A 15577-nucleotide genomic window follows, 5' to 3' on the forward strand; every position below is an offset into this window, starting at 1 on the left:
TCCGGGCCGGGGCATAAGCGCCACTTATCAGGCCACGTCGAAGGGCCGGAACCGTGATCGAAGTCCGCTTGCTGCGCTCGTTCGCGGTGATCGCCGAGCTGGGGTCGTTCACCGAGGCCGCGCGGCATCTGCACGTCTCGCAGCCCGCACTGAGCCAGCAGATCAAGGCCCTGGAACACCAGCTGCGGACGCCGTTGTTCGTCCGTTCCTCGGGCCCGACGCGCCCCACGCCGGCCGGCGAGCAGCTGCTCCGCCACGCCCTCCGCGTCCTGGCCGCGGTCGACGACGCCACCGACGCGATGCTCGGCCTGGCCTCCGCGCGCACCGGACGCCTGCGGGTCGGAGTCGTGGTCGGCGGCTTCTGGGACATCCTGCATCCGGTGCTCCGCGCACTGTCGGAGGAGGTGCCGGAAGCCAGATTCCGGGTCCGGCAGATCCCGTCGCAGGACCAGCTGGCCGCGGTCCGCCGAGGCGACGTCGAGGTCGCGCTCTACCGCCGCATCGCCGAGGAGCCCGAGGACGGCCTGGTCATCACCCCGCTGCGCGGCGACCCGCTGATCGCCGTCGTCGCCGACGACCACCCCGCGCTCCGCCCGGACGGCTCGCTACCGCTCGCCGAACTGGCCGGCGAGCGCTTCGTCGCCTTCCGCCGGGTGTGGATGCCGCTCACCTACGACCGCTGCCTGGAAGCGTGCCACGACGCCGGCTTCACACCCGACATCGCAGAGCACTGCGAGGACCCGCTGACCATGGCGTTCGCCGTCGCGGGCGGTGCGGTCGCGCTGACCGGCGCAGGCATGGCCGGACGCTATCCGGGGTTGGCGTACCCGGTGGTCACGCCGGTCCGCTCGATCGCGGAGGTGTCGCTGGCGTGGCGGCAGGACGCCGACAATCCGCTGCTGCCGGTGTTCGCCAAGCAGGTGCTGGCGCTGTGCGGTGATCCGGTTCAGTACTGGCAGCAGCCTTCAGACTTACAGCCGCGCCCTCACTGAGACTTCTCGTCCGGCAGAGCCCAGCGCCACACGCAGGTTCGAATCCCCATGTTGCCCTCAGAGAGGTACGGGACCTCCCGTCCCGGGCCGTCGGGTTGCAGGGCACTGTCATAGACCAGGCACGCCTGGCGCGCCACATCGACGTTGCCGCCGGACACGGTGACCATCTCGGGGCAGCCCTGGCCCTTCGGGTGGGTCGGCGCGGGAAGCCCGTCGGGCCAGAACTGGGTCGCGGTGGTCGTGCTGACCGGGCATTCGTACGCCAGGCGCACGGCGGTGCCGACGTAGATGGTCTGGGACTGGGATGCCTTTGAGCTCTTCATCGTTTCGAGGGCGTTGTAGGCGGCGACGACCGGGGCGGGATAGGCGCCGTTGGTCAGGCGGCGGGAGAGCGCGTTCGCGCGCACCGTCTGGTAGCTGCCGTCGGTGCGGCGCACGCCGAGGACGGTGTCGCCGACATCAGGCATCGCCTGGCCACTGGCGCCGGTCAGGACGGCGGGCTGCCCCGCGAGGTCCTTCTGGAGCTCGGACACCAGGGTCTGGAGATCGGTCGGAGAGAGCTGGAACAATCCGTCGGGGCCGAGGACGACGCTGCCGTCGCCGAAGACCGCGATCTCCGGGGGCTGATAGCCCAACGAGCCGAAGGGGCTGTTGCCGCCGACGGCGCTCAGTTCGGCGACGCGTGCGCCGTGGATGTTCGCGGGCGGGATCGAGCCGATGATGATCGGTGGCGATACGCCGCCGGCGGACGCTGGTGACGAGGCCGACGGGGATGTGTTCGATGAAGAGGATGTCGACGTGTCGCTCGGCGACGTCGAGGCGGACGGTGTCCCGGTCCCGGATATCGACGTCGGGGAGCTGGTCGAAGACCCGTAGGCCGACGGTTTCGCCGACGACGACGAGCAAGCCGCTGCCAGGCAGGCGATCGCCACCGCCGACAGTCCGATTCGGATCTTCGAAGCCGTACCAATCCCCGCACCCGGCATCGGTTCCCCCATCTTTCTAGCTGGTCTCAGGGCTCTTATGCCCCGACCGTCCCGACACAGCTTCCACCACCGAGCCGCCGACGGCCAGAGGCTTTGCCTTCGGCGCGGTTGAGCTTAGGTCGGTGCGCCCGCTGTGGTCAGCTCCTGGACCTGCGCCGTCACCGGGCCCAACTTCGCCACCCCGGCCTCGGTCATGGTCCGACCCCAGTGATCGCCCCGACCCTTGACGCAGCTCGTGAGCGGGGCGAGAGTAGCGCCCATGGCTGCTGATCATGACCGCCTGGTCGTCGCCGGCACCCGACGGTACGGCCGACTGCCGAGCCGTCCGGCCGTCGTCGACCCGCTCGCCGAGTACCAGGGCCTGGCCCGGGCGCACCGCCGTCTGCGGTTGAAGGAGTGGGTCGGCTTCACGCTGCTGCACCCGGAGATCTACTCCTCGCTGATCCTTCAGGACGCGCACTACCTGGCGGGCTCCGAGATCTACGTCTACGACCGCGACTCCGGGCGCCTGCACCAGCACGCCGCGAACGCCCTCGGCGGCTCGCTGAACCTGCCGCACAACCTGATGGACAACAGCTGCGCGATCGCCCAGCGCGGCTACCACATCGCGTACGACTTCTCCGAGCAGACCGGCCGGCATCACATCAAGGTCGACATAGCCGCCTCCGGCCAAGCCCCGGCGATCACCGCCGACCTCACGCTGGACGCGACCGCATCGAGCGCGCCGCTGTCGGTGAGCTCGCACCTGCCCGGCGGGAAGATGTACACGCACAAAACCCTGTACCCGGTGTCGGGCACGCTCCGCTTCGGCGACACGACGGTCACCTTCTTCCCCGAGCGGGATCTCGCCATCCTCGACGAACACCGCTCGCTGCTCCCCTACCGCACGCGCTGGGTCTGGGGCACGTTCGCACTCCCGACGGAAGACGGACCGGTCGGCGCGAACTTCGTGAACCGGCGGGAGATCATCGGCCAGCCGGAGGAGTCCTGTCTGTGGGCGCCGGGCTCCTGCGAGCCGCTGTCCAACATCAGCTTCACCAAGCAGGCCGGCGACACGACCGCGCCGTGGCGGATCGCGTCGGCCGACGGCCGCCTGGACGTCGTCTTCACCCCTGAGGGACGCAAGACGGTCAAGCACCACCTCGGTGTTGTGGCGATCGACTACTTCCAGATGTTCGGCAGCTACACCGGCACCCTGCGCACCGACGACGGCACGGTCGTCGAAGTGAAGGACGTGCACGGCGTCTGCGAAAGCATGGACGCGCGGATGTGAGTCGCTATCATGGATCGCGCGTGACCTACGCCGAACCTCCTGCGGCCGTCCCCAGCACGGCCTGACCAGCGGAGGCAAAGGGACCCACCGTCTCAGGTCGCTGTCGAGGTGCCGCCGTTCCGGGCGGATCGCTGGGGGATCACCGTTCGGAGCGTGGAAGGCCGAGATGACAGCGAACAAGAGGTTCAAGAAGCGGGTGCGTTCCCGCGCCGCCAAAACCGGCGAGTCCTACACCGCTGCCCTCCGGCACTTCCGTACAGCTTCAGGAGGAGCTGAGGTGTCGCAACAGCGATCAGAATCAACGGCAGGCGGCGGGAAGCACGTTTCGGTGGCGGTGGCGCAGACCACCGTCGCCGACGACCCGCGGGACGCCGCGGCGCTGCGGGCCGCCGGCGCGCAAGTACGGGACCTGATGCGGGAGGCGGCCGGGGCAGGCGCGCGGCTCGTGCTCTTCCCCGAGGGCGCGATGTGCGCGCCGAACAAGCGGGTGATGTCCTCGCTCCCGGACGAGGTCGGTCCCTCGGACTGGTCCCGCTTCGAGTGGGACGTGCTGCGCGAGGAGCTGACGGCCGTCGCGAAGCTGGCCGGCGAACTGCGGCTGTGGACGGTGCTCGGCGCCGTGCACCGGCTGACACCGCCGAACCGGCCGCACAACAGCCTGTACGTCATCTCCGACCGCGGCACGGTCGAGGGCCGCTACGACGAGCGCCTGCTGTCGAAGACCAAGGTGACGTACATGTACGCGCCCGGCGCGGCGACGATGACCTTCGACGTGGACGGCGTCCGCTTCGGCTGCCTGCTCGGGATGGAGGTCCACTACCCGGAACTGTTCGCGGCGTACGAGCAGCAGGGCGTCGACTGCGTCCTGTTCGCGACGACGGGCACCGGCACCGACGACTGGGAGAAGGCCTTCGCGACCGAAGCGCAGGGCCTCGCGGCGGCGAACGGCATGTGGGTGGGATTCGCGGCGGCGGCGTCACAGGGCACGAACACCCCCTCGGGCCTGATCGGCCCCGACGGCACCTGGTCGGCACGCTGCGCCGCGTCCACCGCCGCCGCGGTCGTCGTCGGAGAGATCGACGACGGCGCGGCGGAAGTGGAGATCGCGGTGCGGTACGCGCGCCCCTGGCGCCGGGAGGCCCGGAGCGGACTGTACGAAGCGCACCGGGTGGTCGCGGATCCGCGCAGCGAGGCGCGGAGCCGCTTCTAAAGCCTGGGGAGTCAGAACCTAGGGAAGTCAGACCCTAGGGAACGTCAGGCCGAGCAGGCGTGCTCTCCTGCGCGGGCATGCTGTTCGACGTCGGCAGCGGATACGGGATCCCGACGTCCAACGTCCCCGTCAGCGCGTTCAGCACCGCCTACTCGGCCACCGACGTGTCGCCGATGTTCACCACCGGCAGCGTCGGGAAGCTCGTGTCCGGCCGGCGCGGTCAGGTTCAGCGCGCCGGTGAAGTCGCCGGTCACGCCGCGCCGCCAGGCCTTCAGGTTCGGCACCTCGACGACCGGTTCTCCTGCATCAGGACCACGACGTGCTCGACGTCGCTCAGGCTCCCCGCACCGCTCGCCGACGCCGGCCAGCGCGGCCGCACCCAGCGCCCCCGCCGATCCGGCGATCAGCTCCCGGCGGCTCTCACGGGTTCCTCCGGTGAAGGGAAATCGCCGCGGTACCGGGGCGCGGATGACAGCGCCGAAGGCTTCACTCTGCCTGCACGAACTTAGTTCGTGCCGGGGTAGGGTGGCACGCATGGCCCCAGACCCCAAGCAGCGTCGCGCCGCCCGCCATGCCCAGCCTGAGGACGCGGACGCGACTGCCGCGAAGCCCCGGACGCCGATCACCACCGAGCGCATCACGGACGCCGCGTTGCAGGTCGTGGCCACCGAGGGCTACGACGCGCTGACCATTCGGCGCGTGGCGAACGTGCTGGGCACCGGCCCGTCGTCGCTGTACGCGCACATCGTCACCAAGACCGACATCGACGACCTGATCATCGGCCGGCTGTGCTCGCAGATCGTGCTGCCGGAGCCGGACCCGGCGCGCTGGCAGGAGCAGTTGCGGGACGTCTACGCGCAGATGCGCGACCTGTACCTGAAGTACCCGGGGGTCTCCAAGGCCGCGCTGGCGATGGTCCCGACGAACCTGGAGATCCTGCGCGTGGGCGAGGGCATCCTCGCGATCCTGCTCGCCGGCGGAATCGGGCCCCAGACCGCCGCCTGGGCCATGGACGGCATGACGCTCTACGTCGCCGGCTACGCGCTGGAGGTCTCGCTGGTGCAGCAGCGGCAGAAGGACCAGGACGCGACGTGGGTACTGAGCCAGGACGAAATGGTCAGCCGACTCACCTCACTGCCCGAAGCCACGTTCCCGCAGACCAGGCGTTACGCGACCGAGCTGACGTCCGGCCACGGGCACCAGCGCTTCGACTTCACGCTGTCGCTGCTGATCGAGAACCTCACTCAGGGCGGCTGAAGCTGCCAGGATGCAGGACGCTCATCCAGATGTGAGTGAGCACATCCACCAGAGCCTCCTCATCGGCGAACGGCTCGACCCCGATCGCCGCCAGGTAGTACAGCCGCTCGCCTAACCAGGTGAGGGCCGCAGCCAGGTCGCCGGTGTCCACTTCGCCACTCGCACCGCTCACATCACCACGGACCACCGCCTCGCCGACAGGCCCCTGATCAGCGGCGATCCGTTCGGCGGTCGCGGCGGTGAAGCTCCCCATCATGCCCAGCCAGAGCTCGCCGAGCTCCGGATCGCTACGCCAGTTCTCGACCATCGCCCTCAGGACCTGGGCCTCGTCCCGCCACAGCTTCGCGCCCTCGCTGATGCCGTGCCGGATGGTCTCGCGCGGGTCGTCGGAACTCGCCATCCACGGTTCGGCGGCCTCGTGACCACGGGAGACGGCACGCCGCGTGAGCTCGGCCAGCACCTGGTGCTTGCCGGCGAAGTAGAAGTAGAAGCTCCCTCGGGCCACACCGGCGGCGGCCAGGATGTCAGCCACGCTCAGCTCGTCGAAGCGGCGCTCGTCGAGCAGACGGCGCGTCGCCGCGAGGATCGCCTCGCGGACTTCGCCCTCGTCACGGCCGGTCCGACGCGGCGCTCCAGCTCCCTGTGCCATGGCGGTCATGGTAGCGACCCTCATGAACACATCGTCTAGACAACCAGTCTAGACAGACTGTCTAGCAGCTGCGTATCGTGGCGCCCATGCGATACACGACCTTCGGGAACACCGGCCTCCGCGTCTCAGAAGCCTTCCTCGGCACCATGGGCTTCGGCGAGGACTGGGGCTGGGGCGTCTCCGTCGAGGACTGCCGGAAGATCTTCACCGCCTACGCCGAGGCCGGTGGCAACGTCATAGACACCGCGAACCGCTACACCGAGGGCTCCAGCGAGCGCATCGTCGGCGAACTGCTCACCAACGACCGCGACCGCTTCGTCCTGGCCACCAAGTACACCCTGTCGATGGACGGCACCGACCCCAACGCCGCAGGCAACCACCGCAAAAACCTGCGCCGCTCAGTCGAGGACAGCCTCCGCCGCCTCAACACGGACTACATAGACCTGCTCTGGGTGCACATCTGGGACGCGCACACCCCGATCGAGGAGACAATGCGCGCCCTGGACGACCTGATCCGCTCAGGCAAGGTCCTCTACATCGGCCTGTCCGACGCCCCGGCCTGGGTAACCGCCCGAGCCCAAACCATGGCCGAACTCCGCAACTGGACCCCCTTCGCCGGCCTCCAGCTCAACTACAGCCTCCTGGAACGCGGCATCGAACGCGAACTCCTCCCCATGGCCGAAGCACTACACATGTCAGTCGCAGCCTGGGCACCCCTAGCCCGCGGCGTCCTCACCGGCAAGTTCACCCGCGACGCCGCCACCGAAGGCTCCCGCACCACCCGCGACAAGCTCTCCGAACACGACCTACACGTCGCAACAACCCTCGACACCATCGCCGACGAACTCGCAATCCCCTCCCCCCAAGCCGCAATAGCCTGGACCCGCACCCACCACCACTGGATCCACCCCATCATCGGCGCCCGCACCGTCAACCAGCTGAACGACAGCGTGGCCGCACTAAACGTCGAGCTGCCACCGGACGCAGTCCGCCGCTTGGAGGAAGCCACCTCCTTCGAGCTCGGATTCCCCCAAGACTTCATCGCCATGACCACCGAATTCGTCTACGGCGAGGCCGGCAACCGCTTCGAGCCGCGCCGCTAGCGGGAACGCTCCCGCCTCGGGCGCCACAGCCACGCTGGGCGCGGATGGTGACGGGCCAGCCTGGCCGGCGATGTCGTTCGTCGTGTCCGACCGGACCATGCGGGGTGTTGGTTCTGGGTCCCTCGCCGCGTCGGCGGGCGCAGCCAACCTGGCCGGGCCGGTGGTGTCAAGCCGAACGAGGCTGGACCACAGCAGCAGTGATCCGGCTTTACACCACCGGACCGGGCTGGTTCCGTTTACGGCGACGACGCGGCGAGGGACCCAGAACCCGGCGACCACAAGCAACACCGCCAGCAGACAGCGCGGCGCACCACGAGCGGACAGAAAGCCGACCAGTCGCGGGCCGCCGCCAAACAGCCCGACGCGCGGGTCGCCCCCTCGCTGTAGAGCGCCCGCCGGAGGCCTCAAGGCGCCCACCACGCCCGACGATTGCCGCCTACGCAACGCGTGCGCAGTGACTCGGACCTGTGCGCGGTCGTGGACACGAAAACCGGCAGCCGCCAGCGCAACCAGCGGGGCACAACCGAACTGCGTCCCCCTGCGAGGTCATCAAACCATTGGCGAAGCCGTAAAAATCGTATGCAAAACCACATACTGCCCACGCCACAAGCTTGCTCAACGACCCATCGTTCCCGGACCCGTCGTTCCTAGACCCGCCCTCCGCCCTAGTCTCCCCCTGGGCCCGCAAACCCCAACCGGGTGAACTTCACCGGACTCAACGACGAAGCAACGAACCCCACACCCACCAACCCGGCCATCCACCACCAAAAAACAAAACGGCCGGATGCTCTCTCGAACACCCGACCGACTGCGGAGGCGGAGAGATTTGAACTCTCGATGGGGTTTAAGCCCCAAACCGCATTAGCAGTGCGGCGCCATAGACCGGACTAGGCGACGCCTCCAAGACCCACAGCCACCGAACCACCGGCGCTTGTACGGTCGCCGATAGCGTACCCGGTCGTCTCGGTGGAGACAAAAGCCTTTGCCGACGGGGTGGGACGCGGGGGATCTCGGAGGCGGGGGAGACGGGCTCGGGGTGCTTGTGGGATAGTCGCCTATCGGTGACCATCGCCACCTTTTCTTCCTCTGCCGTCGCCTCTGGTGCGGGTGTGGGGCGGGATGGTGGGCCCGGCGGCGTGTACCTGTCGCTCGCGGGGGTAGTGGCGCCTGACGCACGCCACGAGGAGGGCCACGGCTGGATGGACCGTTCACCGGTGCGGGGTGTCGCCCGGTTGGCGGCGATACTCGACTCGCTGCCCGAGGCGCTGCTGCTCGTCGACGGCGGCGGGCGTGTAGTCAACGCGAACGCCGTGGCCGTGGGCTGGTTCGAGGCGCCGGGTGCGCCGCTGGTCGGCCGGCCCGTCACTGATCTGCTCTCCGGGTTCGGCACCGCCTTGGCGCGGGTCGCCTCCCCCGACCCGACCGCCGGGGTGTGGACTGATCCGGGCGACTCCGGGGCGGGCTCGGTGTCCGGCGGCGATGCCGGGGTGCCCACCCGCATGGTCGCCAAGCTCGCCGACGGCTCGGCCTTCCCGGCCGAGGTCGTGCGCTCGTTCCTGCCGGCCGGGCACGGCGGGCTGGAGGTCGTGGTGGTGCGCGACGTCTCGGGCGTCGCCGACGCCGAGGCCGAGCTGCGCCGCCAGCAGCGGCAGACCGAACTGATCCTGCGCGCCGCCAGCGAGGGCATCGTCGGTGTGGACACCGGCGGCCGTGTGGTGCTGGTCAACCCGGCCGCCGCGCGCGTCCTCAAATACCGTGCCTCCGAGCTCGGCGGGCTGGAGTTCGACGCGCTGATCGGCGGGTCCGCTCCCGGCGAGCCGTCGCCGGTGGCCGACACCCTGCGCACCGGGCGCAAGCACCGCCTCGGCAGCGAGGCCGGGCTGCACCTGATCGCCAAGGGCGGCGGCACGGTGCCGGTGGAGCTCTCGACGGCCCCGGTGATGGAGGACGACGCCCTGGTCGGCGCGGTCGTCACCTTCGTGGACCTGTCCCGCTTCCGGCTCCCCGCGGTCCAGACCCCGCAAGCCCCCAACGGCGCCGGCGGGCCCGGCGGCCACCCCGGCGTCGGCGCGTTCAGCGGGGCCAACGCCTTCGGCGGGGGCGGCGCGGGTATCAACGGCGCCAACGGCTCCGTCCTGAGCGCGGAGTCGGTCAGCGCCCTGCGACGTCCGCTCGACGCGGCGCGCACCGGCCTGGCCCGCCTGGCCAACACCGGCGACGCCCTGACCCCCGGCACCCGGCACCAGCTGGCCCACGTCACCGCCGAACTCGCCGAGGCCGCGCGCCTGGTCGAGGAGCTGATCGACGCCGCCGCCGGCCCCACCGGCCTGCGCAAGCGCCCCGCCGAGCTGGGCCGGATAGTGCACGCGGCCACGGACGCCGCGACCGACCTGGCCGGCGCGGCCGGCATCGACCTGGCGGTGCACACCGGCCCGGCCGAGGTCGTGATCGACGCCGAACGGATGACGCAGGCGGTCCGCCACCTGCTGGTGGACACGGTCCAGGCCTCTCCCCCGGGCTCCACGGTCGTGGTCGCCGCCGCCCGCCGCGGCCCCATCGCGCGCATCGAGGTGCGCGGCGCGGAGGTCGCCGGCGTGCCGGAGCACCTGAGCTTCGCGCGCACCGTCGTGGAACGGCACGGCGGCCAGCTGACCGTGCACCGTGTGGACGGCAAGGGCGTCACCTATGTGATCGAGCTGCCGGTCGGCGCCGAGGGCGAGAACGAGCTGGCCTCCGGCGCCTCGTCGGCCTCGCGCAACCTGGTCGAGGAGACGCGGATCATCCCGATCGTCCGGGAGATCGAGTCCGCGGAGCCGGCCGGCGTGCTCGGCGGACGGCGGCGCGGCGATTCGGCCGCAGCCACGACGACGACCATCCCCCGGCAGATCGCGCCGCCGGACGAACGACGAGAACTGGGAGACCTGGGAGAACGAGGAGACCGCGCGGACCGCGGGCACCTCGGCTTCGGTCAGACGACCCATGTGCCGGCCAACGCTTCGGCCTCGGGCAGCAGCATGTCATCGTCAGCCTCCAACGGGTCCGGAGCAGCAGGGGCGACCGAGACAGCACCCCGGGGACGTCGCCGCGCAGCGCAGCAGGCGGCCGCGGCCAACGAGAACTATCTGATCCAGCACGTCGAGTCCGCGGGCGACGCAGCGCTACGCACGTCCGGCTCGTACCAGGAAGAAGCGGCGCTGGCGACGTCGGGGAACTTCACTCCCGAGGCCCAGAAAGCTCAGCAGACCGCTTCGCTGTACGGCGATCCGGTGTTCCGCGAACCGGACGGCGGCGACTCGCGCTTCGGCGCGCCTCGGGCTGTCGGGTCGGGGTCGCTGTACGGTCCGGATCCGGCGCAGCCGTTGTTCCGTGACGAGGTTCCCGGTGCTGACGCCGCAGGTGTAGGGCATGGTGGCTTCCCTCCGGGCCCGGGCGCGTTCGGCGGCGAGGCGGCGAACGGGCAGCAACCGGCGACCATGTTCGCCGGCGACGCCCGGGGCGAGCTGCTCTCCGTGCCGAAGACGTCCTCGCCGTTCGGCGACATGGCGGGCTTCGGGAGTCAGGCTGCCGACGCCGTGTTCGGGACCGGGGCGCAGGGTTCCGAGTCGGTGAACGGAAGCCAGAGTGTCGTATTTCCGCCAGTCGGCGATGCGCCGGCGCCTTTGCCCTTCTTGACCGAGGCTCAGGCTCAGAATTCCGCGTTCCCGATCCCGGAGCCGTTCGATCCGAACAGTAAGAGTTCTGATCGTCAGACCTCCGGGCTCTCGCCGGCGGTGTTCCCGCCTCAGCCCGCCCCGTCGCCCCAGCCTCCCGCGCCGTTCCTGACCGAGGCACAGACCGCGTCGCCGTTCGGCGCACTCCCTCCGTCGCCGTTCGCGGCGCCGAAGCCGGCCGTCAGCGAAGTGGCGGCGTGGCCGAACCCGGAGGAGCCGGACCCGGCCCCGCAGGGTGCGGACGCGTGGCCGGCACCGGGCGGCGAGCGGCGCGGGGCCGCGCCGACGCTGCTGGTGTGGCCGACGCCGGAGACCGGTGCCGAGCAGGTGCTGGCCGCGCAGGGGTACGCGCCCACGGCGCTGAAGGCGCCCGCGCAGCTCAGCGAGACCGGAGCGGCGCGTCCGGTGGCCTTGCTGGCCGACCCGGTCGGCGTGCCGGTGACGCGCGCCGCGCTGCACACGCTGCGCGCGGCGGCTGCCGACTCGGGCATCCCGCTGTTCGTGACCGCCGGGTTGGGCGCCGTGCCGGCTGCCGCGATGTCGGCGACCGCGCGGCGCGGGGCGGATCCCTCCGCGCTGCTCAGGGCCCTGACACCGGAGCAGGTGGCGGCGCCCCGGGTGCTGCTGATCGAGGAGAACCCGGATCTGGCCGCCAGCTTCGCGATCTCGCTGGAGCGGGACGGGATGCGGGTGATCCAGGCCGCGAGCGAGAACGACGCGATGGCGGCGATGGTCGCCGAGCATCCGCAGCTGATCGTCATGGACATGACGCTGGTGCGGCGGCGGCGCTCGGGGGTCGTCGACTGGCTGCGGACGTACGAGCGGCTGCATCTGGCGCCGACTGTGCTGTACACGGTGCCGGCGTCGATGACGACGGATGCCGGGGTGCTGCGCGCGCTTCGTTCCGGCGAGGCGGTGGTGCATCTGGTGGACCGCGAGGTCGGGCCGGAGGCGGCGCAGCGGATCGGCGACCTTATGGGGAAGATCGTGGACTGAGGCGGGCTCCGTTTCCGCTCGGAGTCTGGTGTTCTCAGCGCAGTTCGGCTGTCGTGATCAGGCGAATGGCGGCGTCGGCCCACGCGTCGAACGCCGCGCGTCCCGGGTCCGGGCCGAGCGTGCGATTCAGCCCACGAAGATCCGTCGCGCAGCGTCCGAGGCCGGCGGCGTCGAGGCGGTCGGCCGTCGCGTCCAGGCGTGCCGTGAACGAGGGCGGCAGGTGGCGTGCGCCTCGGTGCGTCATCTCGGCGAGGAGTTCGAAGGCGTTCTCGATCGCCGCGGTGAGGCGGTCGGGCGTCAGGGCGGCGCCGTCGTCGAGGTCCTTGGATCCGTCGCCGGACGCCAGGTCGGGGACCACGACGCGGCCCTCGGCGACCACCGCGATCGGCGTCAGGACCAGGCCGCCGCGGCCGCGCCGGACGGTGGCCGACACGTAGTCCGGGTTCCGTTGAAGGGCTTCGGCGAGGGCGTCGAGAGCTCCGGGCACGACGGAGCGGTACTCGGAGACGATGTGCGCGGTGCCGCCGGCCGTGCCGCGGACGACTGCGGACAGGCGCTGGCTGCCGGGTTCGTACCAGAGGTGTTCGACCTCTGCGATCGCCACGACGCGCACGTCCTCGGCGTCGACGCGCGGCCGTACCAGGCGCGGCGGGAGCCGGTCGAACTCAGCGGCGAGCGCGTCCAGGTCGCGCGCGAGCAGCGTGCTGGGCAGGTGTCCCCACGCTCCGCCGGACTGGCTAACGGTCGTGCGCGCGACCCGGTTCACCGCCAACCGCAACCGCCGATCGGCACGCCGGTGCGCCGTCTCGGTCACGACGTTGCCGCCGGCCAGCACTCCCACGGTGCTCCCGGCCAACCGCCGCCCGACGAGATCGGCCCCGGTGGCGGCACCCTCATAGCGGCCATCGAGAGTGAGCACGACACCGGCCGCCGGATCGGCCAGGAACACCAGAGCCCTGCGATCCCCGCCGACGGCGAGCACTCGGCACCCGAGCGCGGTCAGCCGCAGCCGCCGCAACGCGACCTCGGCCGCCTCCTCGGTGCCCAGCACGCGCGACTTCGGCTGCCCCACCGCCGCCCCCGCGACGCGAGCCCGCGCGACCAGCTCGGCCAGCAGATCGGCGACCAACACCTGCTGATGCCGCGCGGCCCGATCGGCATGCGCGGCGACCTGATCGGCCAGATCCTCGGCGGCCAGCAGCGGCCACCGCAGACTCGCGGAGTCGAGATCACGGCGCACGCGCGCCAGGCGCGGGGTGAAGCCGGCCGCGAGGTTCGACACGCCGGTGAGGAAGATGTCGGCGGCGAGGTCTACGGCGGAGGCCAAGGCTTCCGGGACGGCGGTGCCGAGATCCGCGCCACCGCCAACACTCGAACCAGAACCAGAACCAGAACCACTATGCCCAGCGCCAAGACCGCCAGCCATGCCCCGCGCACCTGCCGCGCCATCGCCCGGACCAGTTGTGCTGCCACCACCGGAACCGGCGCCGACTTGCCCAACGCCAAGGCCGCTGATGCCAGGCGCGCTAGCCACGCCATCGGCTCCGGCGCCGCCGCCAGCGGCAGAACTGGAACTGGAACTGGAGACAGCATCACCACCGGGATCGCCAGCCAGGTCCGGCGCACCTGCCATGCCGTCAGCACTGCCGGGGCCGGAGCCCGAGCCGACTGCCGCGCGCTCGTCCGCACCCCCCACCGCGAAGTGCCGATCCCCCGCCTCGCTCCCCAGCGCATCCCACGCGCGCCAGGCCCAGACCGCCAGTGCGACGGCCTCCTTCGTGTCGCGGGCGTCGCTGCGGGCGTAGGCGAGGTCGTGGGGGACCAGGAAGCGGACTGAGCAGTTCGGCAGCTCTACCCAGGGGACTTGCTCGGTTGCGGTCGCCGGGTGCACGCGCGCCAGGTAGCCGGTGGAGTGGCGGCGGCGGGCCGTCGCGAAGCTGCGCTTGCCGAGGAGGGTTTCGAGTTCCTCGTCGGTGAATTCTGAGGGCGACCATTGTTCGAACTTCTCTGCGCCGTCCGAGGCCGTGGCCTGGTACGCCAGTACCACCGCGACGACGTGGCGGCAGGCGCCGGACGCACCGCAGGTGCAGGCTGCCGCTTCCAGGCCGCCGGGTGGGAGGGCACAGATGACGCCGTCGGGGAAGGTGCCGCGGATGGCGTCGGCGTCTTCGGCGATGATGGGGCCGGTGCCGGCTGCGGCTTCTTTCGCCGCGCGCTTGTACAGGCCGCGGTTGGTCAGGGAGACCAGGGCGTCCTCGGTGAGGGCCAGGAGGTCCGCTCGGGTGGTCATGAGTTCACCGCTTCCGCGACGAACGCCGCGAGTTCGCCGGGGGTCATGGCGCCGACGAAGGCGCCGAGGTCGGCCAGGCGTTCGCCCATGTCGCGGTTGAAGGCGGGGTTGGCGTCCTCGTCGAGGGCGCACAGGGCGAGGAAGCGGCAGCCCTGCTCGATCAGGGAGCGGGCGCCACGGAGCAGGCCCGCGTCGCTGCCGCCTTCGTAGAGGTCCGATATCAGGGCCACGATGGTGCGGCGGGGGTTGGCGACCAGTTCGCCGGCGTAGCTCACCGCGCGGGCGATGTCCGTGCCGCCGCCGAGCTGCACCTTCATCAGCAGGTCCACGGGGTCCGTGACGTCGCTGGTCAGGTCGACCACCGACGTGTCGAACGCGACCAGGTGCGTGCGCACGCCGGGCAGCCCCCACAGGCAGGCCGCCGTCACCGCCGAGTGGATCACCGACGACACCATCGACCCCGACTGGTCCACCAGCAGGATCACCTGCCAGTTGTCGACGTGCCGCCGGGAGCGCGTGAAGAAGTGCGCGTCCTCGATGTAGAGCTTGCGCTCCTCCGGCTGGTAGTGCCCGAGGTTGCCGCGAAGGGTGCGCTTCACGTCGAAGTTGCGCGCCAGCCGGACCTGCGACGGACGGCGCAGCCGGGTTCCGGAGAACGCCACGCGCACCTCGGTCGCCAGCTTGCGCATCATCTCCGCGACCACCGCCGCGACCAGTTTGCGCGCCAGCTCCAGCACCTTCGGGTCCATCAGCTGCTTCGTCCGCAGCACCGCCTTCAGCAGCGCCGGGCTCGGCTCGACGCGTTCGAGCACCTTCGGGTCGGTGACGATGTCATGGATCTGATACCGGTCCACCGCGTCCCGGGTCAGCCGCTCGACCGTCTCCTTGGGAAACAGCCGCGTGATCCCGTCCAGCCAGTCGACGGTCGTGAGCACCGAGTCCTCGCTGCCGCCGGGACCCTTCGGGCCGCCCGACGCGGCACCGCCCTTGCGGACGCCGCGCTGCGCCAGGTCGTCGTCGCGGCCGTACAGCCAGTCCAACGCCGCGTCACGCGAGGCGTTGTCCGGGCTCAGCGACGTGCCGGCCGACGCCGGGGCGCCGAGGATCATCC

General features: G+C 71.0%; 12 protein-coding genes and 1 tRNA gene. 8 read left to right on the forward strand and 5 right to left on the reverse strand.

The genetic code is table 11. The features are described from left to right. Positions 1-53 precede the first annotated feature (53 nt). Positions 54-992 carry a LysR substrate-binding domain-containing protein gene (locus ABH935_RS25660; protein ID WP_370380475.1) on the forward strand — a complete coding sequence of 313 codons (939 nt, stop codon included), beginning with the start codon at positions 54-56 and terminating at the stop codon, positions 990-992. On the opposite strand, the gene ABH935_RS25665 is transcribed toward ABH935_RS25660, so the two are convergent. Next, positions 986-1627, reverse strand: a complete 642-nt coding sequence (locus ABH935_RS25665) for a hypothetical protein (RefSeq protein ID WP_370380476.1) — start codon at positions 1625-1627, stop codon at positions 986-988. The two genes, ABH935_RS25660 and ABH935_RS25665, sit on opposite strands and share 7 nt — an antisense overlap. Before the next feature lie 16 nt (positions 1628-1643). Here ABH935_RS25665 and ABH935_RS25670 point away from each other — a divergent pair, with 16 nt between their 5' ends. The 5 genes from ABH935_RS25670 to ABH935_RS25690 all read left to right on the forward strand — a co-directional run bounded on the left by ABH935_RS25670 (position 1644) and on the right by ABH935_RS25690 (position 5718). Then, positions 1644-1868 (forward strand): hypothetical protein, encoded by a 225-nt coding sequence (locus tag ABH935_RS25670; RefSeq protein WP_370380477.1) that lies wholly within the window; start codon positions 1644-1646, stop codon positions 1866-1868. Between the two features lie 369 nt (positions 1869-2237). Beyond that, a complete protein-coding gene (locus tag ABH935_RS25675; RefSeq protein ID WP_370380478.1) occupies positions 2238-3251 on the forward strand; it encodes a DUF2804 domain-containing protein in 1014 nt (337 codons plus the stop codon). Positions 3252-3417: 166 nt separating this feature from the next. After that, on the forward strand, positions 3418-4461 hold the full coding sequence (locus ABH935_RS25680) for a carbon-nitrogen hydrolase family protein (protein ID WP_370380479.1): 1044 nt from the start codon (positions 3418-3420) through the stop codon (positions 4459-4461). 77 nt (positions 4462-4538) lie between these two features. After that, complete coding sequence (locus tag ABH935_RS25685; protein WP_370380480.1) at positions 4539-4970, forward strand: hypothetical protein; 432 nt, start codon at positions 4539-4541, stop codon at positions 4968-4970. Positions 4971-4995: 25 nt separating this feature from the next. Beyond that, on the forward strand, positions 4996-5718 hold the full coding sequence (locus ABH935_RS25690; RefSeq protein ID WP_370380481.1) for a TetR/AcrR family transcriptional regulator: 723 nt from the start codon (positions 4996-4998) through the stop codon (positions 5716-5718). Here the strand turns inward: ABH935_RS25690 and ABH935_RS25695 are convergent. Next, positions 5702-6367, reverse strand: coding sequence for a TetR/AcrR family transcriptional regulator (locus tag ABH935_RS25695; protein ID WP_370380482.1), 666 nt, complete (start codon positions 6365-6367; stop codon positions 5702-5704). The genes ABH935_RS25690 and ABH935_RS25695 overlap by 17 nt on opposite strands. An 86-nt stretch (positions 6368-6453) precedes the next feature. Here ABH935_RS25695 and ABH935_RS25700 point away from each other — a divergent pair, with 86 nt between their 5' ends. Further along, positions 6454-7470, forward strand: a complete 1017-nt coding sequence (locus ABH935_RS25700; RefSeq protein WP_370380483.1) for an aldo/keto reductase — start codon at positions 6454-6456, stop codon at positions 7468-7470. 811 nt (positions 7471-8281) lie between these two features. On the opposite strand, the gene ABH935_RS25705 is transcribed toward ABH935_RS25700, so the two are convergent. Further along, positions 8282-8372 (reverse strand) — tRNA-Ser (locus ABH935_RS25705). A gap of 297 nt (positions 8373-8669) precedes the next feature. On the opposite strand from ABH935_RS25705, the gene ABH935_RS25710 reads away from it, so the two are divergent. Further along, positions 8670-12176 carry a PAS domain-containing protein gene (locus ABH935_RS25710; RefSeq protein WP_370380484.1) on the forward strand — a complete coding sequence of 1169 codons (3507 nt, stop codon included), beginning with the start codon at positions 8670-8672 and terminating at the stop codon, positions 12174-12176. Positions 12177-12210: 34 nt separating this feature from the next. On the opposite strand, the gene ABH935_RS25715 is transcribed toward ABH935_RS25710, so the two are convergent. Together ABH935_RS25715 and ABH935_RS25720 are read right to left on the reverse strand one after the other, a co-directional pair. Next, positions 12211-14466 (reverse strand): hypothetical protein, encoded by a 2256-nt coding sequence (locus ABH935_RS25715; RefSeq protein WP_370380485.1) that lies wholly within the window; start codon positions 14464-14466, stop codon positions 12211-12213. Next, complete coding sequence (locus ABH935_RS25720; RefSeq protein ID WP_370380529.1) at positions 14463-15575, reverse strand: VWA domain-containing protein; 1113 nt, start codon at positions 15573-15575, stop codon at positions 14463-14465. Before ABH935_RS25720 ends, ABH935_RS25715 begins: the two co-directional genes overlap by 4 nt. Positions 15576-15577 lie beyond the last annotated feature (2 nt).

Origin of the sequence: Catenulispora sp. GAS73, from assembly GCF_041262085.1 — a bacterium.
In the GTDB taxonomy this organism is placed as follows: domain Bacteria; phylum Actinomycetota; class Actinomycetes; order Streptomycetales; family Catenulisporaceae; genus Catenulispora.

Coding starts and splice junctions, on each gene's coding strand:
- ABH935_RS25675 (WP_370380478.1), top strand. CDS start 2,238: ATGGCTGCTGATCATGACCGCCTGGTCGTCGCCGGCACCCGACGGTAC.
- ABH935_RS25680 (WP_370380479.1), top strand. CDS start 3,418: ATGACAGCGAACAAGAGGTTCAAGAAGCGGGTGCGTTCCCGCGCCGCC.
- ABH935_RS25685 (WP_370380480.1), top strand. CDS start 4,539: ATGCTGTTCGACGTCGGCAGCGGATACGGGATCCCGACGTCCAACGTC.
- ABH935_RS25690 (WP_370380481.1), top strand. CDS start 4,996: ATGGCCCCAGACCCCAAGCAGCGTCGCGCCGCCCGCCATGCCCAGCCT.
- ABH935_RS25695 (WP_370380482.1), bottom strand. CDS start 6,367: ATGGCACAGGGAGCTGGAGCGCCGCGTCGGACCGGCCGTGACGAGGGC.
- ABH935_RS25700 (WP_370380483.1), top strand. CDS start 6,454: ATGCGATACACGACCTTCGGGAACACCGGCCTCCGCGTCTCAGAAGCC.
- ABH935_RS25710 (WP_370380484.1), top strand. CDS start 8,670: ATGGACCGTTCACCGGTGCGGGGTGTCGCCCGGTTGGCGGCGATACTC.
- ABH935_RS25715 (WP_370380485.1), bottom strand. CDS start 14,466: ATGACCACCCGAGCGGACCTCCTGGCCCTCACCGAGGACGCCCTGGTC.
- ABH935_RS25720 (WP_370380529.1), bottom strand. CDS start 15,575: ATGATCCTCGGCGCCCCGGCGTCGGCCGGCACGTCGCTGAGCCCGGAC.